The sequence below is a fragment of the Chryseobacterium sp. MEBOG06 genome (genome assembly GCF_021869765.1).
In the GTDB taxonomy this organism is placed as follows: Bacteria; Bacteroidota; Bacteroidia; order Flavobacteriales; family Weeksellaceae; genus Chryseobacterium.
The window spans coordinates 1214002-1237651 of the sequence record NZ_CP084580.1 but is presented as its reverse complement, the minus strand read 5'-3'; the positions used below and the strand labels follow the sequence as shown (position 1 = coordinate 1237651).

The 23650-nt window shown below is 35.7% G+C and carries 25 protein-coding genes; 9 read left to right on the top strand and 16 right to left on the bottom strand.

Annotated elements, in window-relative coordinates:
- Positions 1-9 precede the first annotated feature (9 nt).
- The 10 genes from lepB (LF887_RS05730) to LF887_RS05685 form a co-directional block, all read right to left on the bottom strand.
- On the bottom strand, positions 10-684 hold the full coding sequence (lepB, locus tag LF887_RS05730) for a signal peptidase I (protein WP_236857868.1): 675 nt from the start codon (positions 682-684) through the stop codon (positions 10-12).
- Positions 684-2327: a signal peptidase I gene (gene lepB, locus LF887_RS05725; RefSeq protein ID WP_236857867.1), complete on the bottom strand. Its 1644-nt coding sequence runs from the start codon at positions 2325-2327 to the stop codon at positions 684-686. The genes lepB (LF887_RS05730) and lepB (LF887_RS05725) overlap by 1 nt, the downstream gene beginning before the upstream one ends.
- A gap of 134 nt (positions 2328-2461) precedes the next feature.
- On the bottom strand, positions 2462-3163 hold the full coding sequence (gene dapB, locus LF887_RS05720) for a 4-hydroxy-tetrahydrodipicolinate reductase (RefSeq protein WP_236857866.1): 702 nt from the start codon (positions 3161-3163) through the stop codon (positions 2462-2464).
- Positions 3164-3223: 60 nt separating this feature from the next.
- Positions 3224-3862 carry a DUF5683 domain-containing protein gene (locus LF887_RS05715; protein WP_236857865.1) on the bottom strand — a complete coding sequence of 213 codons (639 nt, stop codon included), beginning with the start codon at positions 3860-3862 and terminating at the stop codon, positions 3224-3226.
- Positions 3862-4752 (bottom strand): ParB/RepB/Spo0J family partition protein, encoded by an 891-nt coding sequence (locus LF887_RS05710; protein ID WP_236857864.1) that lies wholly within the window; start codon positions 4750-4752, stop codon positions 3862-3864. Before LF887_RS05710 ends, LF887_RS05715 begins: the two co-directional genes overlap by 1 nt.
- A 71-nt stretch (positions 4753-4823) precedes the next feature.
- Positions 4824-5597 carry a ParA family protein gene (locus LF887_RS05705; protein ID WP_236857863.1) on the bottom strand — a complete coding sequence of 258 codons (774 nt, stop codon included), beginning with the start codon at positions 5595-5597 and terminating at the stop codon, positions 4824-4826.
- A gap of 167 nt (positions 5598-5764) precedes the next feature.
- Entirely contained in the window at positions 5765-6610 is an 846-nt protein-coding gene (locus LF887_RS05700) for an energy transducer TonB (protein ID WP_236857862.1), read from the bottom strand.
- A gap of 319 nt (positions 6611-6929) precedes the next feature.
- A complete protein-coding gene (locus tag LF887_RS05695) occupies positions 6930-7781 on the bottom strand; it encodes an IS3 family transposase (RefSeq protein ID WP_236859472.1) in 852 nt (283 codons plus the stop codon).
- 14 nt (positions 7782-7795) lie between these two features.
- Positions 7796-8230 carry a hypothetical protein gene (locus tag LF887_RS05690; protein WP_236857860.1) on the bottom strand — a complete coding sequence of 145 codons (435 nt, stop codon included), beginning with the start codon at positions 8228-8230 and terminating at the stop codon, positions 7796-7798.
- A gap of 104 nt (positions 8231-8334) precedes the next feature.
- Positions 8335-9621 carry an adenylosuccinate synthase gene (locus LF887_RS05685; RefSeq protein ID WP_236857858.1) on the bottom strand — a complete coding sequence of 429 codons (1287 nt, stop codon included), beginning with the start codon at positions 9619-9621 and terminating at the stop codon, positions 8335-8337.
- Between the two features lie 181 nt (positions 9622-9802).
- Between LF887_RS05685 and LF887_RS05680 the strand changes: the two genes are divergently transcribed.
- The 3 genes from LF887_RS05680 (at position 9803) to LF887_RS05670 (ending at position 11916) form a co-directional block, all read left to right on the top strand.
- A complete protein-coding gene (locus LF887_RS05680; RefSeq protein ID WP_236857857.1) occupies positions 9803-10387 on the top strand; it encodes a hypothetical protein in 585 nt (194 codons plus the stop codon).
- Between the two features lie 19 nt (positions 10388-10406).
- Complete coding sequence (locus tag LF887_RS05675; RefSeq protein ID WP_236857855.1) at positions 10407-11336, top strand: alpha/beta fold hydrolase; 930 nt, start codon at positions 10407-10409, stop codon at positions 11334-11336.
- Positions 11337-11397: 61 nt separating this feature from the next.
- Positions 11398-11916: a hypothetical protein gene (locus LF887_RS05670; protein WP_236857853.1), complete on the top strand. Its 519-nt coding sequence runs from the start codon at positions 11398-11400 to the stop codon at positions 11914-11916.
- Between the two features lie 151 nt (positions 11917-12067).
- On the opposite strand, the gene LF887_RS05665 is transcribed toward LF887_RS05670, so the two are convergent.
- Positions 12068-13657: an ABC-F family ATP-binding cassette domain-containing protein gene (locus tag LF887_RS05665; RefSeq protein ID WP_236857851.1), complete on the bottom strand. Its 1590-nt coding sequence runs from the start codon at positions 13655-13657 to the stop codon at positions 12068-12070.
- A 195-nt stretch (positions 13658-13852) separates the two neighbouring features.
- Here LF887_RS05665 and LF887_RS05660 point away from each other — a divergent pair, with 195 nt between their 5' ends.
- The 6 genes from LF887_RS05660 to LF887_RS05635 all read left to right on the top strand — a co-directional run bounded on the left by LF887_RS05660 (position 13853) and on the right by LF887_RS05635 (position 19039).
- The gene (locus LF887_RS05660) at positions 13853-14407 is read left to right on the top strand and encodes a phosphoribosyltransferase (protein WP_236857844.1); all 555 of its coding nucleotides are present in this window, start codon (positions 13853-13855) and stop codon (positions 14405-14407) included.
- A 127-nt stretch (positions 14408-14534) separates the two neighbouring features.
- Positions 14535-15113 (top strand): adenylate kinase, encoded by a 579-nt coding sequence (locus LF887_RS05655; protein WP_236857836.1) that lies wholly within the window; start codon positions 14535-14537, stop codon positions 15111-15113.
- A gap of 62 nt (positions 15114-15175) precedes the next feature.
- Complete coding sequence (gene obgE, locus LF887_RS05650) at positions 15176-16159, top strand: GTPase ObgE (protein ID WP_236857834.1); 984 nt, start codon at positions 15176-15178, stop codon at positions 16157-16159.
- Between the two features lie 139 nt (positions 16160-16298).
- On the top strand, positions 16299-16790 hold the full coding sequence (locus tag LF887_RS05645; RefSeq protein ID WP_236857833.1) for a DUF6438 domain-containing protein: 492 nt from the start codon (positions 16299-16301) through the stop codon (positions 16788-16790).
- A 97-nt stretch (positions 16791-16887) separates the two neighbouring features.
- The gene (locus LF887_RS05640) at positions 16888-17532 is read left to right on the top strand and encodes a porin family protein (protein WP_236857832.1); all 645 of its coding nucleotides are present in this window, start codon (positions 16888-16890) and stop codon (positions 17530-17532) included.
- 202 nt (positions 17533-17734) lie between these two features.
- The gene (locus LF887_RS05635; protein ID WP_236857828.1) at positions 17735-19039 is read left to right on the top strand and encodes a DEAD/DEAH box helicase; all 1305 of its coding nucleotides are present in this window, start codon (positions 17735-17737) and stop codon (positions 19037-19039) included.
- Between the two features lie 62 nt (positions 19040-19101).
- Here the strand turns inward: LF887_RS05635 and LF887_RS05630 are convergent, their stop codons facing one another.
- From LF887_RS05630 to LF887_RS05610, 5 genes are all read right to left on the bottom strand, one after another.
- The gene (locus tag LF887_RS05630) at positions 19102-19863 is read right to left on the bottom strand and encodes a TatD family hydrolase (protein ID WP_236857826.1); all 762 of its coding nucleotides are present in this window, start codon (positions 19861-19863) and stop codon (positions 19102-19104) included.
- 4 nt (positions 19864-19867) lie between these two features.
- On the bottom strand, positions 19868-20395 hold the full coding sequence (locus tag LF887_RS05625; RefSeq protein WP_236857825.1) for a DUF4269 domain-containing protein: 528 nt from the start codon (positions 20393-20395) through the stop codon (positions 19868-19870).
- Positions 20396-21346 (bottom strand): GSCFA domain-containing protein, encoded by a 951-nt coding sequence (locus LF887_RS05620; protein ID WP_236857824.1) that lies wholly within the window; start codon positions 21344-21346, stop codon positions 20396-20398.
- Between the two features lie 74 nt (positions 21347-21420).
- Entirely contained in the window at positions 21421-22392 is a 972-nt protein-coding gene (locus LF887_RS05615; RefSeq protein WP_236857819.1) for a polyprenyl synthetase family protein, read from the bottom strand.
- Positions 22393-22494: 102 nt separating this feature from the next.
- On the bottom strand, positions 22495-23637 hold the full coding sequence (locus tag LF887_RS05610; RefSeq protein WP_236857811.1) for an inorganic phosphate transporter: 1143 nt from the start codon (positions 23635-23637) through the stop codon (positions 22495-22497).
- Positions 23638-23650: the final 13 nt, after the last annotated feature.

Genomic DNA, 23650 nt, shown 5'->3' with positions numbered 1-23650 from the left:
TAATATATTCTAATTTTTAGGATAAAATACCCTTCCTACAATATCTTTCTTATCCACAAATCCCAAAAAACGGGAATCCATGCTCGCATTACGGTTATCTCCTAAGAAAAACATTTTTCCCTGCGGAATTCGCAGAGGTCCGAAGTTATCTGCGGTCCAGTTCTTGTGATACACTTTATTAATATCCTGATCGGGAGCCTGATTGATAAATCTTTCGTAGGTAAAACTGTTATTAAGTTCTTTATCACTCAACTGGGTAATGAAGTCGTTTTCATTCATTTGAAAGATCTCATGATCATCAAGACCTTTTAGGGTAAGATCATTGGCATATGCACGATCTATTTTATAGGAATGTTTAACGTTAAATTGATCTATTAAAACATTATTAATGTATAAATTCCCATCTTTAATCAGGACGATGTCATTCTCCTCTCCTATCAGTCTCTGCAGATATACTCCTCCGGGATAGTTCTGGTTATTCTGATTGTAGGCAAGCATGGTCAATTTCTCATAAGGCAGAATATTACTCATGAAAACGAACGACTTTCTTTTGATGGTAGGTTCGTTTCCCGCCTGGGGTACAAAAGCATATTGCAAAACCCCGGAGAGTTTTGCAATAATAAAAAGAGTTACAATAAAGCTTCCTGCTAAAAGGACTCTATTAAATATTTTATTTTTAAACACTATTCTTCTGTGTTTTTCTTTTTAAATAACTTCATGAAATATTCCCATCCGAAGAATAGTATCAGAATCATTGCTGCAATCCACCAGTAAGAAGTTTTATTTGCTTCTCCTGTATTGGTTGCTTTAAACATTCTTTCCCAACGGATTTTGAACGGAGCCTGATAAGTAGAACTGCTGTCTGCAAACGCTCCCTGAATACTCATCCATGTAAACATCGGCTTTCCTACGATATTTTCTTCCGGAACGAAACCAAAGAATCTTGCATCTAATGACGCATCTCTGTTATCCCCGATCATCATATAATAATCCTGCTGAATTGTATATTGATTGGCTTCTTTTCCGTTGATAAATATCTTTCCGTTCTTTTTCTCTAAACTGTTGTGCTCATATTCGGAAATAACCCATTGATACATTGGAAGAGTTTCGTTATTGATAGCAACAACATCTCCTTTCTTAGGAATTCTAAGCGGCCCGTACCAATCCTGATTCCATGGCTTGTTGATTGGGAAGATAGATTGGGTTGTATCAATTTTTGTTTTAGCCTGATCTCTGTAATATACAGCAGCTTCTCCTTTTACAGAAATATCTTCTGTCATGTTGGTTACATGAGGAATTTCTTTAATTTCTTTAGCAACCTTATCGGTTAACCCTTGAAAACCATAAACATAACTTCCGTTATCCTGTTGAAATTCCTGAACTGGTAAAAAACCATAGGCCTTATATAATGAAGGAATATCTAATTGGCTGTCCGTTGTTACAATATACCTGTGCTGTACTTCCTGATCACCTAAAACTACTTCCGGCTTTCCGTTTACGAAAAGTCTTCCGGCTCTCATTTCAAAAGTATCACCTGCTGTAGCCACACATCTTTTCACATAAGGATCTTTTCTGTCAATCGCTGTATGAACGGAATCCTGAGGATAGTTGAAAACAACTACATCATTTTTTTGCGGTTTATTGAATTGTAAGATTCTTGTATAAGGTAATTTTACTGCGTCTACATAAGATTTCGGATCATCTTTTGGATTTCCCTTCTTCCCAGTATCCATAATTGTTCCCTGAAGGAAAGGTATGGCTACGGGACGCATTGGCAATCTGTATCCGTAGCTCCATTTGTTTACGAAAAGGAAATCTCCTACTAATAAAGTTCTTTCCATAGATCCTGTAGGAATCCCGAAAGGCTGTGTTACAAAAACGTGAATGATGGTTGCAAAAACGACTGCAAAAGTGATAGATCCCAAAAATGTATCTTTCTTCTGATCGCTTACCTCTTCATCGGTAAGAAAAAGATTTTTTGTATTTTCATCTTCCAGTTCTAGATCTTTGGAATAGTTGATAACCGCCATATAAATAAATGGCAGGATCACGGTAAGAATCTGATCTTTAAAAAGAGTTTTTCCAAATTTCTTCACCAGGTAAAGATGGAAAACAGACATCATGATTGGTCCTACAATCGGAAGATATGAAAGAATCGCCCACCATTTCGGATGTTTGGTTTCCTTCAGGATAATGAAATAGTTGTAGAAAGGTATAAAAGCGAACAAGGGGCTATACCCCATTTTCTTGAACAGCTTCCAAGTTGAAATCCCCATTAATAAGGATAAAATGAGGACATACACTGTATACGTTAAAAAATAATTCATAGTTTTTTTGTGCCTATTCTTATGATATAAATGATAAATGATGAGTAATAAATGATCACAGCTTTCGCTCTATTTACAATTCACTATTCATCATTTTCTGTTATTGGTATGCAATTTAAAGATTTTGTTACAAATTAAAGCCCCAAAACATCTTTCATTCCGAAGTTTCCTTTTTTATCTTTAATCCATTCGGCAGCAACTACGGCTCCTAATGCAAAACCGTTTCTGTTGAAAGCGGTATGTTTGATTTCTATTTCGTCTACTTCACTTCTATAGTATACGCTGTGAGTTCCGGGAACTTCATCTTCACGTACGGCAAAAATACCTAGCTGCTTCCCTTCTGTTTCTTCCAGTTTCCAAGCATCAAATTTCGGATTATTCTGAATAATGCCTTCTGCTATGGAAATAGCGGTACCACTTGGGGCATCTTTTTTATGGATATGATGAATCTCTTCCAGCTGGCAATTGTATTCATCAACGTTTTTCATAAGACCCGCAAGCTTTTCGTTTAAGGCGAAGAATAAATTGACCCCTAAGCTAAAGTTTGAACCATATAAGAAAGCTGTATTATTTTCTACAGCCAGTTTTTCTATTTCTGCTTTTTGCTCCAGCCATCCTGTCGTTCCACAGATTACAGGAATTTTATTTTCAAGACAAGCTTTAATATTTTCAAATGCAACTTCCGGCAGCGAGAATTCAATCACAACATCCGGGTTGTTAAGATTTTCAGCAGTTGGAGTCTCCTTCAGGCGGGCCACTACTTTATGACCTCTTTTTTGTGCGATCTCATCAATGATCTTCCCCATTTTACCGTAACCAACTAATGCTATTTTCATATGCTCTTTTCTTTTATAATTGACCGTACAAATCTTACGGCTACCTGTTTAAATGTTTAACTAAAATCTATAGCTTAAACTAAATCCTGTTTTTGGCGCATCATATCCATACTGATCCTGAATAATGGATGGTTTAAAACTAAGATCCGGATCATGACGGCTTTCGTAAAGGTGTGCATCTACTACAGCGTCTACAATATTCAAAATATAAATTAATCCTGTAATTGCTATAGCATAGTCTCTCTGCCTTTTGGATCTGTCCTGTGCATTTCCCAAAGCTACTTTATCCAGCCAGGGGTGGCTGTCTACAAATTCATTGGGCGTACCATTCAGTTTCGCTACATAGTATTCACGATACTTTTTATACTGGTTATCATTCCAAATTGCAATTCCCACCCCGGCTCCTACAGCTCCCCAAACGATTGGAATCTTCCAATATTTTTTATTGTAGAACTGTCCTAATCCTGGGAAAACAGCTGAGTATAATCCAGCTCTGGTAGGATTAAGCTTTACCGTTTTCTTAGTAGGCCCATTGGCTTTTTCGAGATCTGCAATAATCTTGGATTCTGTTTTTCCCGGTTTTAAAGCAGGGATTTCCTCTTTCGGAGGGACCGGCATCCGAACAGTATCAATTGGCTTCACTTGTGAGTAGGCCATTGCGGCAATACACAAGAAAAATGTGAAAAATATTTTCTTCATTATTTAATATGAGATAAAATATACTCCAGCTCCTCTTCATTTTTGAAGTCCAGAACAATTTTACCTTTTTTACCGTTTCCAGAAGCTTTGATCTCCACTTTTATATCCAGGATATCTGCGATCGTCTTCTGGGCTCTTTTATAATTGTTAGAAAGCTCCACGTTTGCTTTTTTACCAGCCGGAGATTTAGGGTTCTTCAATGCAGCAGCAGCCTGCTCTGCCTGACGAACGTTTAATTTTTCTTTAATAATCAGACCAAATAAAACCTGCTGATCTTCTTCACTTTCAACACTGATAATTGCTCTTCCGTGTCCGGCAGAAATTTCGCCGCTTCTGATAGCATTCTGAATATCCGGATTCAATCTTAATAATCTGATTGAATTGGTAATCGTACTTCTGTCTTTTCCTATCCTCTGGCTAAGATTCTCCTGAGTAAGCCCGATTTCTTCCAAAAGTCTATGATAAGTCAGGGCAATTTCGATAGCATCAAGGTCTTCTCTCTGAATGTTTTCAACAAGAGCCATCTCAAGAAGTTCCTGATCGTTTACTAAACGGATATATGCCGGAATAGTTGTAAAGCCTGCAATTTTACTTGCTCTGTAACGTCTTTCCCCTGATATAATTTCGAATTTCTCACCGTCTTTTCTTAAGGTAATCGGCTGGATCACTCCTAAGTTTGTGATAGACTGTGCAAGTTCGTTTAATGCTTTTTCATCAAAATAAGTTCTCGGCTGCGTCGGATTCGGATAAATATCTTCAAGCGCAACTTCGACAATGTTTCCTACAAACTTATCTGCTCCCTCATCGGTAGCTGAATTGACCGTTGCTTTGGATTCTGCACTTAAAATAGCGCCCAAACCGCGTCCCATAGCTCTTTTTTTGTCCTTCATAGATATAACTGATAAATGATGTTTGATAAGTGATGGCTAACATTCACTTATATTGGCCATTTATTATTAATTTAATTTTTTACTAAATTTTCGTTCCTTAAAAGAACCTCTTCAGCTAACTGAATATACTGAACAGCTCCTTTACTTTCGGCATCATAATTCAGGATGCTCTCTCCAAAACTTGGTGCTTCACTCAACCTTACGTTTCTGCTGATAATGGTGTCAAAAACCATCTCCGGGAAGTGTAAATTCACTTCTTCCACAACTTGGTTAGACAATCTTAATCTGCTGTCATACATGGTAAGAAGAAGACCTTCTATTCCAAGATCTTTATTATGGATCTTCTGTACGTTTTTAACGGTATTTAAAAGTTTCCCAAGTCCTTCTAATGCAAAGTACTCACATTGAATGGGAATAATCACAGAATCTGCCGCAGTAAGTGCATTTACTGTAATAAGACCTAAACTCGGCGCACAGTCGATGATGATATAGTCATAATCATCTCTTACACTGGCCAATGCTTTTTTAAGCATATATTCACGGTCTTCCTTGTCTACCAGTTCTATTTCTGCCGCCACAAGGTCAATATGTGACGGAATAATATCCAAATTGGGAGTCGTAGTTCTCTTGATGCAGATTCTGGTATCTGCACTATGCTCCAATAGATTGTATGTAGAGTATTGAACATCTTCCACGCCCAGACCTGATGTAGCATTCGCCTGAGGGTCAGCGTCGATGATTAATATTTTTTTCTCCAATACTCCTAATGCTGCTGCCAAGTTTACGGCGGTAGTTGTCTTACCAACACCTCCTTTTTGATTAGCAATACCTATGATTTTTGCCATTATTCGAACTTTAAGTTTCAAAAATACACTTTTTTCTTTGCTCCCGATGAATGGTGAAAATTAAAATTGAGTTAAAATACTGTTAATAAGCATTTTAACTATTAAAAAAATTATCCACAAAAAAAAATCTTTGTGGATAACTATTTAATTTTTGTTTTCAGGATCAATTAATCAAACTTCATAGAGATCGGAAATTTAAAATAACTTCTTACAAACTCGCCTTTTTTATTTTTGGCGGGAGTCCATTTTCCCTTGTTAGAGATTGATTTAATTGTTCTTACCGCCTCATTGTTAAAGTCGGCATTAGTTCCATTAGCTTTTACCCCTGATATCGTTCCGTCAATTTCTACAATAAATGTAACGGCAGTTTTCACCACGTCTTCTGATTCAAATCCTGAAGCATCAAAGTTATTCATCACTTTACTTCTGAAGGAGTCTATTCCCCCTGCAAAACTAGCTTCAGACCCAAGCTCTCCAGGTTCTGCAATTTTATTTTTATCAACTGGCTGCGGAATTACCGGAGGAGGCGTAGTAATTACCGGTCCTGTTCCTACTGATACATGGGGAACACTTGGTGTATTAGGTATTACCGTTTCTCCTTTAAAGTGGTCTGTAAAGCCCGCGACAGCATCATCAGGAACGGGATCTTTTTTCAAATTATCCTTGGCCGTACTTGATGGTGTAGGAACTGTACTATCAAACGTTTTTACGGCGGGAGGCGGAGGAGTCGGCTTTACAACTTGTAATGGAAGTTCTTCTGTTTTGTCAACATCCTTGAGATCAACAGGCCCTGGATATTCACAAATTATGGTAGATCCTTCTGTAGTTTTGAATGCAGAAATCACAAACGGCGTAATGGATATTGCAGCCATTAAACTCGCTCCTATAAAAAGTGCTTTGGTTAATATTCTATCGGATTCGTTTCTTAATGCATAGGCACCATATTCTTTGTTTCGGTGCTCAAAAAGAACTTCGTTGAAGCGAAATTCTTGATTTTGGTTCAGGTGTTTCATCACTACTACTATTTAAACTGTTAAAAAAAAAATAGATTATTAATCTGTTAGTTGTTATCGATAAGCAATGTTTCAATATCAAAATATCTGCCATAATTTTACCAAAACAACATAATATTAGAAAATTTTATGATAAAGTTTAAAATTTAACATTTTTAAATAGAGAATTATGTAGTAAGTATCTGTTTTTTGTTTTTAATTCTTTAAAGGAGAAATTATAATCATCTTTAATGAGGGCAGGTCAGGAATCACAGAATTCTTACTGGGGTTTTGACTAGTCCTGAAAATCTGATACAGATTATAAGACAAAAATAAATAATTAAACCAGAGCAAATTTTCTTTTGCTTTGGTTTTTATTTTTATAAGTTCTCATTTTAATTTTCGACTGTGTATGCATCTGATTTGGTGTTAAATAATAATTCGAAAAATGAGGACGCAGACCATTGTAAATTTCAATGGATTCATCCACTAATTTTCTTCTTAAAGCATTGTTTATAGAATTCCTGTCAATATTAAATTCCTGCTTTAAAATACCATTAATCCTTTCTGCTACTGCATTTTCATAAGGATCAGAGTTTTGTGTCATACTGCATTTTAATTGATGTTTTTGCAAAACTTTCTGATATTCATTCGAGCAGTATTGTAAGCCACGATCAGAATGATGGATTAATGAGCCTGCCATACCTTTGTGTTTCTTTAAAGCTCTTTTCAATGCTACAAGACTACTCTCTGTATTTAAATTATCTGCTACAAAATGTCCCACTATTTTCTTGGAATATGCATCGGTTATTAAACTTAAATAACTTGGATTTTTCCTGTTCCCAATATAAGTAATATCTGCAACCCAAACCTGATTGGGTTTTGTTATCTGATAGTCCAGGATCAAATTTTTATGCTTTCTGAAACGATGATGGGAGTTGGTAGTAACATGGTAATTTTTCTTGGGTATAATCAATAAATGATTCGCTCTTAGGATGTCAAAAAATTTATCTCTTCCTACTTTAATAGAACTTAGTGATTCTTTTAAAATAAAATATAGTTTCCTTGCTCCTAATCTGGGCATTTTAATACGAATACCCTCCACCAGATCTACAACCTCTGAAGCCCTGTTCCTACAGACTTTTGTACGCTTGATACTTCTATAATAGATTTGTCTATTTAACCCTAACAATCCACAAGTAAAAATCAAAGTTTCTTTTTCTTTAGTGCGGAAGTAATCGATTGTTCGGGTGGTGAATTTTTTCGAATATCAATGTGATATTCTTTCTCTGCAAGTTGAATCATCATATCAAAAAATATCACTTTTTTATCAGCAATATAAGCCTGTTTTTCCAAGAAGGCTTTCTGTTTTTCAAGAAGCTTAACTTCTGCTTCTAATTCCATAATACGTTGTTCAGGTGTCTTTTCCATAGCATAAGGTCTTTGGTTTTCCCAATCAAAGTTACCATATTTTCTCAGCCAATTTAAAATAGTCCCGTGGGATTGTATACCATACTTCTTGCGACTAGTGGTAATGGTAGATTCTCCAGATTCAACTTCTTTTACTATTTGAAGTTTTAAACTTAAACTGTAATCTTTTTGTGTACGTTTGATGTACACAGATTTTAATTGTTCTTCCATAACGATTTGTTTTTATGTATCGCTATTTCAGGACTAGACATTTTAAACAAAAAAAAAGAGACTATCATGTGACAGTCTCTTTCTTATTTTATTTTCTAAGAATATTAGAATAATTCTTTTCTGATGATGTTCTGGCTTCTTTCCGGTCCTACAGAAACAAGGTATACATTAATTCCTAAATACTTCTCAATAAATTCGATGTATTTCTGCGCATTGTCCGGAAGTTCATCATAGCTTCTAGCTTTGGTGATATCTTCATCCCAACCTGGAAGATCCTGATAGATTGGTTCGTAGTTGTATAATTTCTCTGTTGATGAAGTGAAATAATCAATAATTTTTCCATCTTCAGTTTTGTAATGAGTAACGATTTTAAGGTTTTCAATTCCTGTAAGAACATCTAATTTTGTAATGACAAGGTTATTGATCCCGTTAATCATACAAGCGTGCTTTAAAGAAACCAGGTCTAACCAACCTGTTCTTCTCGGTCTACCGGTTGTAGCTCCGAATTCACCACCAATTTGTCTGATTTTCTCGCCTAGTTCGTTATCCAGTTCAGATGGAAAAGGTCCGTTTCCTACTCTTGTACAGTATGCTTTTGCAACACCGATCAGGTTCTGAAGTGAAGTTGGCGGAACTCCTGCTCCTGTACAAACTCCTCCTGTAGATGGAGAAGATGAAGTAACGTATGGATATGTTCCGAAATCGATATCCAGCATTAAAGCCTGCGCTCCTTCAAACAGAACGTTTTTACCATCTCTGATGGCTTCGTTCAATTCTAATTCAGTATCAACGATTCTGTCCTGAAGCTCTTTTCCGATTGCTAAGTATTCGTTGTAGATTTCTTCAACGTCTAATGTTGGTTTTCCGTAATATTTTTCAAAAAGAGAATTCTTAACTTTTAAGTTTTTCTCAATTTTATCTCTTAAAATTTCAGGATTTAAAAGATCTACCATTCTGATTCCGACTCTTGCGATTTTATCTTCATAACAAGGTCCGATTCCTTTTTTGGTAGTTCCTATCTGAGTTCCTCCGTGTTCTTCTTCACGGTAAGTATCCAAAAGGATGTGGTAAGGCATGATCACATGCGCTCTTCTGCTGATAAAGATATGATCTGATCTTAAGCCTTTGCTCTCAATCTGACCAACTTCTCTAATAAAAGATTTAGGGTTTACCACTACTCCGTTCGCAATGATACATTTCCCTTTGCATTGAAGAACTCCTGAAGGAAGAAGGTGTAGAACGAATTTTTCATCACCTACATAAACCGTGTGACCAGCGTTGTCTCCACCCTGGAAACGCACTACATAGTCTGATTTAGCTGATAAAACATCCGTGATTTTTCCTTTGCCTTCATCTCCGTACTGAAGACCTACAACTACATAAGTTGACATATTTTACTTTTGTTTTTAGATTCATGCAAAATTACTCTGAAAAAAAATGACGGCCAAATTATAGGGGATATTTATTTTTAGTCGGGGTGAAAATCATGGGGTTGAATATTACTTTATTCCTTGTATTTTTACTTTCACACCTGTATAAAATGGATTATATTTACTCTAAAAATTATTAAAAATGACATTTAAAGTTCTGATTCTACTTTTAATAGTTCCTCTGTTTTATATAAAGGCACAAAATAAAGTAAATGATTATATAAATGTACCTGGACCTATTAATTTGAATCAAAAAGTATATAATTTAGCCTGGAGCTCTCATCCTAATGAAAACTATTTCAAGCAGGAATACTTAAGTCCAAAAGAAAACATCAACCGATACAACAGTATGGTTTTAATTGAGTTTGTAAAAGGTAATTTCACTCTTAAAGATATTATTGATCAAAAAATAGGAGAACTTCAGGAAACAAAAAAGACTAACCCTGTTGTCAATTATCAGATTCTTGAAAATAATGGAGAATATATTTTGGATTTTCTTATTAATGAAAACTCAAAGGACGGCAAGGAAATACTGATTGCAGAAAGGAATATTTACCGTTATCAACTTATTAGTAATAGCAAAAATAAAGGAGTTCTTCTTTTTGCAGTAAGTGAAAGAGGATACGAGAAGAATATGGATAATTTCTTTAATAATTTAAAAGCCAACTCTTCTCAATTAATAGAAATTGTTGGGAATTTTAAACTTCCTGACATTGAGATAAAATAATACAAAAACCCAATTTATCATGCCATTATCCCAAAAATCATCATACCTCCCATCAAAAATAAACAACGAGTCCCAGCTTTTCTACACTCTATTTTCGCCCGAAACAATAAAAGCTACCTTGTTAATTGTTCACGGAATGCAGGAGCACAGCGGAAGATATGCAGAAATTGCAGAATATTTTGCATCTCATGGGATTGCTGTATTGACGTATGATCACTTGGGACATGGAAAATCTGTAAAAGAGAAAAAAGACATTGGTTTCTTCCAGCTTGAAAAACCGGACAAAAGGCTTGTGGCAGACGCAGAAATGATGGCAGATCATCTTGCAGAGCAGTATACGGAAGTTCCCCATTTTATTTTGGGGCATTCTATGGGATCTTTTATTACCCGATGTCTTCTGCAAAAAGCAAGCGGTAAATTTTCAGGAGCGGTTATTACCGGAACCGGAGGGCCTTTACCGGGTATTGACCTATTAAGAGGCTATTTATCATTAGCGAATAGCATAGCTCCTAAATACCATACTTTCTTAAATTCTGTTTTCACCACGGTCAATAACAAACATTTTAAAAAAGATAAAGATTTCAGTGATACCAGCTGGCTAAGCATCAATCCTGTCAACAGAAAAAACTTTGAAAAGGATGAACTTTGTGGAATTCCGTTCACTCATAATGCTTTTTATACTTTATTCACGATTTATAAAAGGGCTACGGCAAAAAATTGGGCTACTTCTATTTCTCAATCTTTTCCCTTCCTTTTTGTAAGCGGACAAAATGATCCGATCGGCGATTTTGGAAAAGGCGTAATGCATACGGTCAATAATCTAAAATCTGATGGTTTTCAAGATGTAGAGGTACATATGTATCCGGAAATGCGCCATGAGATTCTGAATGAGGAGATACGGGAAGAAGTTTTGGATGGAATATATAAGTGGATTTCTAAGCATTTCTAAATACACTTTTACATTTAAAAAGAATTCTAAATTAGAGTGCAGGAAAATCAAAATAACCATCATGACCCTAGAAGAACTATTTAAAGACAAAACAATAAAATCAAAGGAAAAAGCTAAAGTCATGAGCCAGTGGATCATAGAAAAATCTTTACCTACTGATGAATTAATTGCTTTCGCAGAGAAGTCAAAAGATCCAGTGAAGGCTGCATGCATCGAAGCTTTAGAATATGCAACAAAAGAAAATCCTGATCTTGCCGATGAAAGTGTATTCTTATTCGTAATCAATTCTCTTACTGAGAAAGCACCCAGAATAAAATGGGAAAGTGCAAAAGTAATCGGCAATACGGCCCATTTATTCCCTGAAAATCTGGATCAGGCAATTAAAAACCTTTCTTCCAATACAGAACATGAAGGAACCGTGGTACGCTGGAGCGCTGCTTTTGCATTGGGTGAAATTTTGAAATTAAAAACATCACATAATACGACACTGCTTTCTGCTCTTGAAAACATCAGTGAAAAAGAAGAAAAAAACAGTATTAAGAAAATCTACCTTGATGCCTTTAAGAAAACAAAGAAGTAAACAATTTAATCATAGAAATAAAAATCCCGGTCAGTCTAAATTACTTTCCAGGATTTGTTTTTTTAAGCTTTGGGTCAGAGTCCGCTCATATTGAAATAAAAAAGTGTATTAATAAGGGTCCAACAGCCACATTGTACGTCCACATTTAAAATTAGACCAACATCACTTCCCTATCTATTCCAATTTCCTCCATAAACTTCTCATCATGCGAAATCACCAGCAGTGTCCCATGATAATCTTTAACAGAATTTGTTAGAATTTCCACATTTTGCAGGTCAAGGTTATTCGTAGGCTCATCAAGAACCATCATATCCGGTGCTTTATTACTGATGGAAAGTCCGCACAGCAATAATCTCAATCTTTCCCCTCCACTCAGTACTCCGCATTTTTTATCCCAGGTATCTTTTCCAAAAAGAAATCTTGATAATAAAGTTTTCACATCGGATTCCTGCATTGCACTATCATTAAAAGTCTGTACAAAATCGTAAAGAGTTGAATCATTATCTATGAGGGAATATTCCTGATCAATATAAATACTGCTGAATTCTGCTTTAGTCAGATTGCCTTCAGAAGGATTAATACTTCCCAGCAAGAGTTGTATCAAGGTAGTCTTCCCGGATCCGTTGGCCCCTTTAATCCAAATTCTGTCACCGCTCAAAATCTCAAGACTAAGATTATTCTGCCAAAGCTTTCCTCTTCCATAACTGAAATTAATATTTTCAGCTGCAATTAAAATTTTACCGGAATGTAAACCCGAATCGCTAAAATTCACTTTCATCTGATCAGCATTCTTTAAAGAAGAACGCAGTTCCCTGAGATCACCCGAAATACCACTTATTTTATCAGCATGAACGCTTTTCAGTTTTGATGTATTTTTTTCAGCATTGTTCCGCAGAGTATTCATCATAATTCTCGCTACTCCGGATTTCTCCTGCTTTTGCTTTCCTTTTACATCCAGCTTCTGCTTGCGTTCCAGAGTTTCTCGTTCTTTCTCTTTTGCTTTTTTCAGTGCCCGTTCTTTTGCGTGGATATTACTATGTAAGGCTTCCATCTCCACTTCTTTTTGTTGCGCATAGAAATCATAATTTCCACCATAGGCTGCAATTCCCTGATTGCTTAATTCAAACAGGCTATCAACAAGATTGAGCAAAGTTCTGTCATGGCTTACGATAACAACGGTGGCATCTGTTTTATCAATAAGATCGTATAATAACTTTCTTCCTTCAAGATCAAGATGATTGGTTGGCTCATCTAAAATGACGATATCAGGCCGATTGATCTGAATTCCCGCAAGAAAAACCTTGGTCTTTTGTCCGCCACTTAAACCTTCAAGGGTTTGGTTCAACTGAAAATTTTCAAGTCCCCAATGTTCCAGAGCATTCTGACAGCGTTCTTCGATATCCCAGTGATCATTTAATATTTCAAAATAAATTTCATCTGCATGTCCACTTGTAATTTTTTGGAGTGCGTTTAGTTTTTGATCTATTTTTAAACATTGAGCTATGGTGAGGACATTAAAATTTCCAAACATCTGAGGTACATAGAAGATATCCCCCTGAACATTAGCGGTTCCGCTTAATGGCTGTATTTCACCGGCAATAATTTTCAACAGGGTAGATTTTCCCATGCCGTTACTTCCTACCAAAGCGGATTTGGTATGAGATTGTATTGTTAAATTGATATGATTGAATAGCAGGTTTCCTCCCGGAAACCCAAAGGACATATTTTGTAGTAAAATCATGATTTCTTTCTCAGTAATAGTTAAACATCAATAACTCTTTGGCTATCGTTTGATCAAATCTGAAAGAAATTATATCCTACATGTCTGTATTTTTGGGTTTTGAAAGAACAAAGATAGCACAAATCAAGGATTAAACACAAAAAGATTTTAATCAAAAATCAAAAATCCGTAACTTTGCCAACTACTAAAAATTTTATGGAAAGCATTAAAGTTCACGACAAAACTTTCGTTCCTTATTTAGAGGATGCCGAAATTCAGGAAATTGTAAAAAAGACAGCGTTAAGAATTTATGAAGATTACAAGGATGAAGTTCCTGTTTTCATTGGCGTTTTGAACGGAGTAATCATGTTCTTCTCAGATCTTTTGAAGTACTACCCGGGTGAATGCGAGATTGCTTTCATTCAAATGAGTTCTTATGTGGGAACTGAATCCACGGGAATTGTTTACCAGAAAATGGAACTGACAAAGGATGTAAGAGACCGTCACATTATTCTTGTAGAAGATATCGTTGACACAGGAAACACTGTAGAGAGTCTTTTTAAGTATTTCAAGGAAACACAACGTCCTAAATCTGTAAAACTCGCAAGTTTCTTATTGAAACCTGAGATTTACAAGAAGGATTTCAAACTGGATTATATTGGGATGGAAATTCCAAACAAATTCGTACTTGGATATGGATTGGATTATGATGAATTAGGAAGAAACCTCCGAAATTTGTATCAGTTGGAAGACGGACAAATCAATCATTAATTCTTGTCATTAGCTACTGGCTTTTGGCTGTTAGCTTTAAAATTTAATCGAAATAAAAGTAAAATATTAACTTAAAAAAGCTAAAAGCCAACAGTATATTGCTAAAGGCTGGCAGCGAATCAAACTTATGATAAACATTGTTCTGTTCGGCCCTCCAGGAAGTGGAAAAGGAACACAAGCTCAGAATCTAATCGAAAAATTCAATTTAAAACAGGTTTCAACAGGTGATCTTTTCAGATATAACATGAAAAATGACACGGAACTTGGAAAATTGGCTAAGTCTTATATCGATAAGGGAGAATTGGTTCCGGATCAGGTAACAACAGATATGCTGATTGATGAGATCAAAAAGCCTACTGATACCAACGGTTTTATCTTTGATGGATATCCAAGAACGACTGCTCAGACAGAAGCTTTGGAAACTATCGTTAAAGAGGAATTGAATGACAAGATTGATATCTGTCTTGCTTTGGTGGTAGATGATAAAATTTTGGTGGAAAGACTTCTGAACAGAGGTAAAACCAGCGGAAGATCTGACGACAGCAATGTAGAGATCATCGAAAACAGAATTAAAGAATATTATACTAAAACAGCAGAAGTAGCCGAGCTTTATAAGCAGCAGGGGAAATATGTAGAGGTAAACGGTGTAGGGGAAATTGATGAAATTTCCCAGAAACTTTTCGCTGAGGTACAGAAAATTAAATAATCGAGGTTCGGGATATGGGTTTTAAAATTCGCCCATAGCTTGCCACTCGCAACACAAACTATATGTCTAACTTTGTAGATTACGTAAAAATCCATTGTAAAAGCGGACACGGAGGTGCTGGTTCTGCCCACCTTCGCCGTGAAAAGTATATTCCTAAAGGAGGTCCTGACGGAGGTGACGGAGGTCGTGGCGGCCATGTCATCATGAGAGGAAATGCTCAGGAATGGACTTTACTTCCACTTCGATACACCCGTCACATAAAAGCAGAACGTGGTGAAAACGGAGCGAAAAACCAGCTGACCGGAGCTGACGGTTCTGATATTTACATCGATGTTCCCATTGGGACTATCGCTAAAAATGAAGAAGGTGAAATTATCGGAGAAATCCTTGAGGACAAGCAGGAAATCATTTTGATGCAAGGTGGAAAAGGTGGAAAAGGAAATGAACATTTCAAATCCTCAACCAATCAGACTCCAAGATATGCTCAACCCGGAATGGATGGTGAAGAAGGCTATATTGTTTTCGAACTTAAAATTTTGGCTGATGTAGGACTTGTTGGCTTTCCCAATGCTGGAAAATCTACACTTTTAGCATCTGTTTCTGCAGCAAAACCAAAAATTGCCAATTACGCCTTTACAACACTGACTCCTAACCTTGGAATCGTGGATTACAGAAATTACAAATCTTTTGTAATGGCTGATATTCCCGGGATTATTGAAGGGGCAGCAGAAGGAAAAGGTTTAGGACACAGATTCCTGAGACATATTGAAAGAAACTCTATTCTTTTATTTCTGATTCCTTCCGATTCTGAAAATCACTTCCAGGAATTTAAAATTCTTGAAAATGAGCTAAAGGAGTATAACCCTGAACTCCTTGATAAGGATTTCATTGTTTCTATTTCAAAATCAGATCTTTTGGATGATGAACTGAAAAAGGAAATTTCAGCTGAGTTCCCGGAAAACAAACAGCCTCTGTTCTTCTCAGGAGTTACAGGAGAAGGGCTTATGGAGCTTAAAGATGCAATCTGGAAGCAGCTACACGGATAGAAATCTGCTTTAATTTACTGTTCTAAATATAAACAGCCTCAGGTTTTTCCTTGGGGCTGTATTTTTTATATCCACCAAATGTTCCGTATTTGCTACTTTTGGAACAATTGTTGGGAGACTCTTTTAAATTGAAAAAACTATGAAATATCTGCTAGCCCTTTTTGCTTTTGTATTTTTACTTTCTTGTACAACGTCTAAGAAAGTAAATTCAAAATATACTAAAATAGAATATCAGGCAGGTCCCTGTTTTGGATTCTGCCCTGTTTTTAAAATAACCATCAACCCAGACCGGACTGCTGTTTTTGAAGCAGAACATTTTAATTTTGGTAATAAAACTTCAAAAGATGAGTTTTCAAAACCCCGTGAAGGAACTTTTACTGGAACCATCAAAGAAAAAGACTATAATAAACTGATCAGTTTACTGGATGGACTAAACGTAAAAAGTTTAGATGACAAATATGGAAAAAGAAATATCACAGATCTTTCAACTTCTTACTTAAGAATCAGTTTTGCAGATGGTACACAAAAAAATATAGAAGATTATGGAAAACGTGGCAGCGAAAAGCTTTCTGAAGTATATCATTTTTTTGAAGACTTAAGAAAAAATCAGGAATGGACTAAGGTACAGTAGTCTTTTTTAAAATATTTAAATTATTTTTGTGCAATAATTCCTTCATTTTGGAGGAATTATTTTTTTAGAAAACAATAATCGATTAATTCAAAAAAACATGAAAAAGAACTTTCTTTTCGTCTTACTACTTGCTGCTTCAGCTTTTATGAATGCACAAACCCAACAATCAACAAAAACGGAATCCTCTGTAAGCTTTGGTGTGAAAGGAGGTTATTCTTTATCCAGCATGAAGTTTTTTGATGAAAAACTGGATTCAAAATCTTATTTCTATGCTGGTATTGTGGCCGAGCAACCTTTATCACCAAAATTTGGATTACAGGCTGAAGTTCTTTATACTCAGTTAGGAGGTAAAATTGCCTATCCTGCAGTAGCCATAGTAGGAAATGAAGTTGTGAATGTAGGAAATATGACAGTAGAGTATCGCCTTAATCAGATTCAGGTTCCTATTTCTGCAAAGTATTATATTATTCCTAATCTTTCTGCTTCTGCAGGGATGAATTTTGGATTTAACATTTCAACAAAAGCAGAAACCAGCAATGCTATTACCGGAACTGAAAAAAGTAATTATGATGGAATAAAAACCTTAAATCTTTTTCCATTTCTGGGTGCAGAATACAAGATTAATGATAAGTTCTTTGTGGACGCCAGATATCATTTTAATTTTATAGAAATCAATAAAGGAAACGGTATTCCTGTAAAAGTAGGCTTTCTGCAGGCTGGTGTAGGTTATAAATTTAAATAGTTTCTATTTCCTAATAACAAGACAAATGGCTGCTAAGGTATGAGCGGTCATTTATTATATAATACCCTCTATCAGGAAAAACCATCTGACCTTAATAAGTCAAATAGAAGAATTAAAATTTTTAATTTTTTTTAGACTACCTTTGCAGGATGTAATTCTTTCAAACAGAAGGAATTTTTATATAAATTTTAAAATAATTCATTTGAATTTTACAGACTTAAACTTAATAGAACCTATTGCAAAAGCAATTCAGGAGCAGGGATATACAACTCCGACTCCTATCCAGGAAAGATCTATTCCTGATATATTAGATGGCAGAGACTTTTTAGGCTGTGCCCAGACCGGAACAGGAAAAACAGCTGCTTTTTCTATCCCCATCCTACAGAATTTATCCAAAAATAAAGTACCCAATAAACATATAAAAGCATTAATTCTTACTCCTACAAGAGAATTGGCTATCCAAATTGAAGAAAATATTAATGCTTACGGTAAATACCTTCCTTTAAAACAGCTTGTTATATTTGGAGGTGTAAAACAAGGAAACCAGGAAGCTGCATTAAGAAGAGGAGTTGATATATTGGTGGCTACACCGGGAAGACTTCTTGACTTTATTGCTCAGGGCATTATCAGTTTAAAAAATATTGAGATCTTTGTTCTTGATGAAGCAGACAGAATGCTTGATATGGGTTTTGTACATGATGTAAAAAGAATCATCAAGCTTTTACCACAAAGAAGGCAGACCTTATTTTTCTCGGCAACAATGCCTGGAGAAATACAGAAACTGGCTAATTCCATTTTAAATAATCCTATAAAAGTAGAAGTTACCCCTGTTTCATCTACTGCAGATACGATCAAACAGTCGGTTTATTTTGTTGAAAAAGAAAATAAACTGAATTTATTATCCCACATTCTGAAAAATGATATTTCAGATTCCGTATTGGTATTTTCAAGAACGAAACACGGGGCTGATAAAATCGCAAGAAAACTTCAAAGCGACCATATTTCAGCTGAAGCCATCCATGGTAATAAATCTCAGAATGCAAGGCAAAATGCATTGAATAATTTCAAATCCGGAAAGACAAGAGTGCTTGTTGCAACGGATATTGCAGCAAGGGGAATTGATATTGATGAATTGAAATTCGTCATCAATTTCGAACTGTCTGACGTTTCTGAGACTTATGTACACAGAATCGGAAGAACGGGAAGAGCAGGCGCTGAAGGAAGTTCCATATCTTTTGTGGACGGACTTGATCTTTTAAACTTAAAGAATACGGAGAAATTAATTGGGAAGAAAATTCCTGTAACCAAAGACCATCCGTTCCACACTGATGATCTGGTTGCCCAGAAAAGGGATTCCAATAACAGACCCTCTTCTGGAGGAGGTGACAAGCCAAAAGGGCCAAGCAGCAGTAATTCAAGGTCAAATAACAACCGTAAAAAGCCTTCTAATACGGCTTCAATCGGCTTAAAAAAACCTAAGAACAAGAATTTCACCAGAAAGAAATAAAAATAAAACCCTTTTCAATGTTTGAAAAGGGTTTTTCTTTATCTTACCGTTTAAAATACTTTTTATCTGAAAAGATTCTTCGCATTCTCTGTTGTAATCCTGTCTATCTCAGTAAAATCTTTTCCATAAATATTCACCAGTTTCCCGGCTACCAAATCCAGATATGAACTTTCGTTTCTTTTACCTCTGTACGGAACGGGGGCCAGATATGGAGAATCTGTTTCTAAAACGATTTTATCTAAAGGAATTTCATGTAAAAACTGATCTATTTTCCCATTTTTGAAGGTCACTACTCCACCGATTCCTAAGATAAAATTCAGATCAATGGCGTGTTTTGCCTGCTCCAGGTTTCCCGAAAAACAATGGAAAATCCCTCTCAATTTTGGATGTTTCTTTCTTTCCAGTACCTCAAAGGTTTCATCAAAACTGTCTCTTGTATGGATCACAATCGGAAGATCTTTTTCTATCGCCCAGTCAATTTGCTGTTCAAAAGCCTTTACCTGAATATCTAATGTTGTTTTATCCCAATACAGATCTATACCAATTTCCCCTACTGCCGGAAAATGTTTCTGATCAAGATATTTTTTTACAATGTCCAGTTCTTTTTCCCATGAGTCCGGCTTTACGTAACAAGGGTGTAATCCCATCATTGAATAAACCTGACCAGGGTATTCTGTTTCCAGCTGCAGCATTTTCTCATGTGATTCAGAATCAATTGCCGGAAGGTAAAATTCGGTAATTCCTTTATCTAAAGCTCTTTGAATAGTTTCTTTTCTATCTTCATCAAATTCTTCTGCATATAAATGCGTATGTGTATCAATCATTTTCTTATTGTTTTAACAGATCTTCATAGGGATCTTCAAGATTCATCAGCATTCCAAATGCGGGTTCTGTTTTGATTCCCTGTTTTTTAAGTTCTATTATTTTTAGTTTAAATTCTTCTCCTTTTTGCTGCAAAATATTGTATTCTGCGATCATATGTCTGTAAGCGTTCTGTTCTGTAACAGGTTTATTCTGACCAAAAATCTCAATAGGAAACTCTTCCAGCATGAAGTTCAGAACGATACTTTTCTCTCCTTTAATCCTACTCTTTTTAATTTTCAAATCAGCATTTGCCGGTATTAGCCCGCTTAATGTTACCTCATTCAAAAATTCATCTTCAAACCTGAGGTCAATTTCACAAATAATATCCAGATCGCTGGTCTCAATATCAATTTCTATGGGAATAGTTCCTGCCAATACCGGAGAATAATTCCCTAACTTTTCAAGAACTTTATATTGGGTAAGAACTTCGTAAGCTCTTTTCTGTCTTTCATTACCGTTTTTCAAATAGCCAATGCTGGTAAAGTCAATCATTTAAAATATTTTATGCTTTACTTTCTTACGCTGACATTCAATCCTTTCATCCAATTTTTCTCTGAATTCAATAAATTTAGGATCTTTTTTATCATTGGTCTTATGCTCTAGAGCCCTGATAATTTTAAAATTTTCTTTAATAAAATTTTGGGTATCTCCTGAAAAATAAGCATTCCCAAATTTATCAAAAATATAATTAACTGCCTGAGGACTTGGATGAATCATGTCTTCTTTGTAAAAGCGGTAATCTCTAAGATCATCCATTAAAATCTCATAAACGGGGAGGTAATGACAGTCTTCAAACATCGAAATAGATTCGTGAATGGCCGTAATTAATTTGGATTTACTCAGTTGATTTTCTACCATTCCGTCTTTGGTATGCCTTACGGGAGAAACAGTAAACAAAATCTGTACTCCTTCTTTACAAATATCTTTAAGATCTAAAACAGTCTGATAAATAGAGCTGGTAAGTTCCTGATGGGAGAGCAGCCTTTTTTCAAAAAATTTCTGCGGAATTTTATGACAGTTGGCCACCAGTTTTTCTTTCGGAACAAATTCATAGATAAAGGAAGATCCATAGGTAATGATAATCCAGTCTGCCTCCTGAAGGAAAGCATTCCCTTCTTCAATCTCTTTATTGATCTTATCCAGGGTCTGATGAATATACCGGGTATCAAAACTACTGTGATGATCTAAAGAAATGTATTCATTATTATAGATAATCAGCTCTTCTTCTTCATAAAATGAGGAATCATGAAGCCTTTTTACCGCATTATTGATGGAATATGGGTTAAAAATAGTTCCAAAAGGATTATTAAGGGTCTGAAGTTGCCCGTCTTTCAGTAAATCAGTCATTTCAGAAGCAAAACATGATCCTATTGAAAATATTTTATCTTCAATCTCTATCTTTTTTTCTGATGCGGGAATATCTACTTCAGTTCTGAATTTCATTGTATAGGAATTAGGTTGCAGGAAATAGGTTGCAGGTAGATTACCAACTGTCACCTATACCCTGCTGCCTATATTTAGCTTTCTCTTCTCAGCAAGTAATTTGCCAGTTCTATGAATGGCTTTTTCTTTTCTTCAGGGATATCTATTTTCTTAAGATAGCTTTGTCCGATTTCGTTATGTTTTTCGATCAGGCGTAATGCTTTTTCGTCAACTTTTGTTCTTCTGAATATTTTTTCTACCCCGTATACCTTATCTACGTTTTCAGTCTTTTTAGAATACCAGTAGTCAAGTTCTTTTCTTTCTTCATCTGTAGCATGTTCTCTTGCTAACAGGTATAGAACGGTCTTTTTATTCTCATAAATGTCTCCGGCATGTTTCTTCCCGAACTGAGCCTGATCTCCGAACACGTCCAAATAATCATCCATGATCTGAAATGCAATTCCAATATGCTTTCCGAAGTTAAAGATAGCTTTGGCATCTTTAAAATCAGCTCTTGCAATCAATGCTCCGATCTCAAAAGAAGAAGCACTCAGTACTCCAGTTTTATAAGTGATCATTCTGATATAATCATCGAATGTAACATTCTCCTGAGTTTCAAAGTTGATATCATACTGCTGTCCTTCACATAATAGAAGTCCTGTATGGGTAAAGATTCTGATACATGCTTTAAAAATTTCAGGTTCAAGATCTTCAAAAAACTTATAAGCTTTAAGCATCAACCCGTCTCCGGAAAGAATACCTACGTTAATTCCGTGTAAAGTGTGTATGGTGGGCTTGTTTCTTCTTAAAGGAGCTTCATCCATTATATCATCATGGATCAGCGTAAAATTATGGAAAAACTCGATAGCCAGTGCCGGCTTGATCGCCTCTTTAAGATCACCTCCAAAAAGATCACATGCCATCAGCACCATAATAGGGCGAAGACGTTTTCCACCGTGAGAAATGATATAATTCATCGGATCATATAACTCCGTAGGTTTATCTTTAAAAGTGTACTTGTTAATGGCGTCCGCAACAATCTGCTGGTATTTGTCTAAAAATTCCATAAAATCTTATAATTTGAACAAAAATACAATTTTTCGAGGCTTTATAAAACAAAAAACTTTGCCCAAACGGACAAAGTTTATATGATAATATGATTTTGTATTTTAAAAAAGGAAAGTTACTACAAGATAGGTAAATGCAGCCACTATTGCAGAGATTGGAATTGTTAAGACCCAAGCCCAAAGAAGACTTACGGTAATCCCCCATCTTACTGCTGAAATTCTTTTGGTTAATCCTACCCCAATAATAGAACCTGTGATCGTATGTGTGGTAGATACAGGAATACCGAAGTGGTCTGTGATAAACAAAGTAATTGCTCCTGCCGTTTCAGCACTCACTCCTTCCAGTGAAGTTACCTTTGTAATTTTAGTACCCATTGTCTTGATGATCTTCCAACCACCACTCATTGTTCCTAAAGCAATTGCAATAAATGAAACCAAAGGAACCCAGATATAATGCTGTGCAAAATAGTTGAAACGCTCTGCCGAAGGGATATCCAGATACTGCGCATCCTGAAGCATATTAACGTGATAATAAATTACCGCTGCTCCAATGATTCCCATTACTTTCTGAGCATCATTCAAACCGTGTCCTAAGCTAAACAGTGCTGATGAAGCCAACTGCAGTCTTTTGAAAGATTTATCTGCTTTATAAGGATTTGATCTTTTATAAAGGTGAACAATAATTAAAGTAATAATAATCGAAATAATCATCCCTATGATCGGAGCCATGAAAATAAATAAGAAGATCGGAATCACCTTATCAAACTTCACAACACTCTGATGGGTTACCTGATTGGCAGCTTCTTTTACAGTTTCCCACCATCCTAAGTTAGGCTGAGCAAGAGTAACAGCGTGATAATCAGACATAAAAGCATGCATAAGAGCAGCCCCTAAGAATCCTCCGATCAGCGTATGAGACGATGATGAAGGAATTCCAAACCACCATGTCAGAAGATTCCATGCAATAGCTGCCATAAGGCCGGAAAATATAACTTCAAGGGTGATAAAATTCTCGTTAACTGTTTTGGCAATTGTGTTACCAATTTTGAATTCTCCAATAATATAAGCAGCAATAAAGAAAGCTGCAAAGTTCCAGAGCGCCGCCCAAAGTACAGCCTGGAATGGAGTTAAAACTTTTGTAGAAACTATAGTTGCAATTGAATTGGCAGCATCATGAAAACCATTGATATAATCGAAAATCAGGGCCAACGCAATAATAACTACAAGTAAAATAGGAAATTCCATTTTTTGCTATGTA

Coding starts and splice junctions, on each gene's coding strand:
- LF887_RS05615 (WP_236857819.1), bottom strand. CDS start 22,392: ATGGAATTTTTAGACAAATACCAGCAGATTGTTGCGGACGCCATTAAC.
- LF887_RS05690 (WP_236857860.1), bottom strand. CDS start 8,230: ATGGAAGAACAATTAAAATCTGTGTACATCAAACGTACACAAAAAGAT.
- LF887_RS05620 (WP_236857824.1), bottom strand. CDS start 21,346: ATGAAATTCAGAACTGAAGTAGATATTCCCGCATCAGAAAAAAAGATA.
- LF887_RS05630 (WP_236857826.1), bottom strand. CDS start 19,863: ATGATTGATACACATACGCATTTATATGCAGAAGAATTTGATGAAGAT.
- LF887_RS05705 (WP_236857863.1), bottom strand. CDS start 5,597: ATGGCAAAAATCATAGGTATTGCTAATCAAAAAGGAGGTGTTGGTAAG.
- LF887_RS05645 (WP_236857833.1), top strand. CDS start 16,299: ATGAAATATCTGCTAGCCCTTTTTGCTTTTGTATTTTTACTTTCTTGT.
- LF887_RS05665 (WP_236857851.1), bottom strand. CDS start 13,657: ATGATTTTACTACAAAATATGTCCTTTGGGTTTCCGGGAGGAAACCTG.
- LF887_RS05715 (WP_236857865.1), bottom strand. CDS start 3,862: ATGAAGAAAATATTTTTCACATTTTTCTTGTGTATTGCCGCAATGGCC.
- LF887_RS05675 (WP_236857855.1), top strand. CDS start 10,407: ATGCCATTATCCCAAAAATCATCATACCTCCCATCAAAAATAAACAAC.
- obgE (WP_236857834.1), top strand. CDS start 15,176: ATGTCTAACTTTGTAGATTACGTAAAAATCCATTGTAAAAGCGGACAC.
- LF887_RS05710 (WP_236857864.1), bottom strand. CDS start 4,752: ATGAAGGACAAAAAAAGAGCTATGGGACGCGGTTTGGGCGCTATTTTA.
- LF887_RS05655 (WP_236857836.1), top strand. CDS start 14,535: ATGATAAACATTGTTCTGTTCGGCCCTCCAGGAAGTGGAAAAGGAACA.
- dapB (WP_236857866.1), bottom strand. CDS start 3,163: ATGAAAATAGCATTAGTTGGTTACGGTAAAATGGGGAAGATCATTGAT.
- LF887_RS05660 (WP_236857844.1), top strand. CDS start 13,853: ATGGAAAGCATTAAAGTTCACGACAAAACTTTCGTTCCTTATTTAGAG.
- LF887_RS05625 (WP_236857825.1), bottom strand. CDS start 20,395: ATGATTGACTTTACCAGCATTGGCTATTTGAAAAACGGTAATGAAAGA.
- LF887_RS05670 (WP_236857853.1), top strand. CDS start 11,398: ATGACCCTAGAAGAACTATTTAAAGACAAAACAATAAAATCAAAGGAA.
- LF887_RS05700 (WP_236857862.1), bottom strand. CDS start 6,610: ATGAAACACCTGAACCAAAATCAAGAATTTCGCTTCAACGAAGTTCTT.
- LF887_RS05640 (WP_236857832.1), top strand. CDS start 16,888: ATGAAAAAGAACTTTCTTTTCGTCTTACTACTTGCTGCTTCAGCTTTT.
- LF887_RS05610 (WP_236857811.1), bottom strand. CDS start 23,637: ATGGAATTTCCTATTTTACTTGTAGTTATTATTGCGTTGGCCCTGATT.
- LF887_RS05685 (WP_236857858.1), bottom strand. CDS start 9,621: ATGTCAACTTATGTAGTTGTAGGTCTTCAGTACGGAGATGAAGGCAAA.
- LF887_RS05680 (WP_236857857.1), top strand. CDS start 9,803: ATGACATTTAAAGTTCTGATTCTACTTTTAATAGTTCCTCTGTTTTAT.
- lepB (WP_236857867.1), bottom strand. CDS start 2,327: ATGAATTATTTTTTAACGTATACAGTGTATGTCCTCATTTTATCCTTA.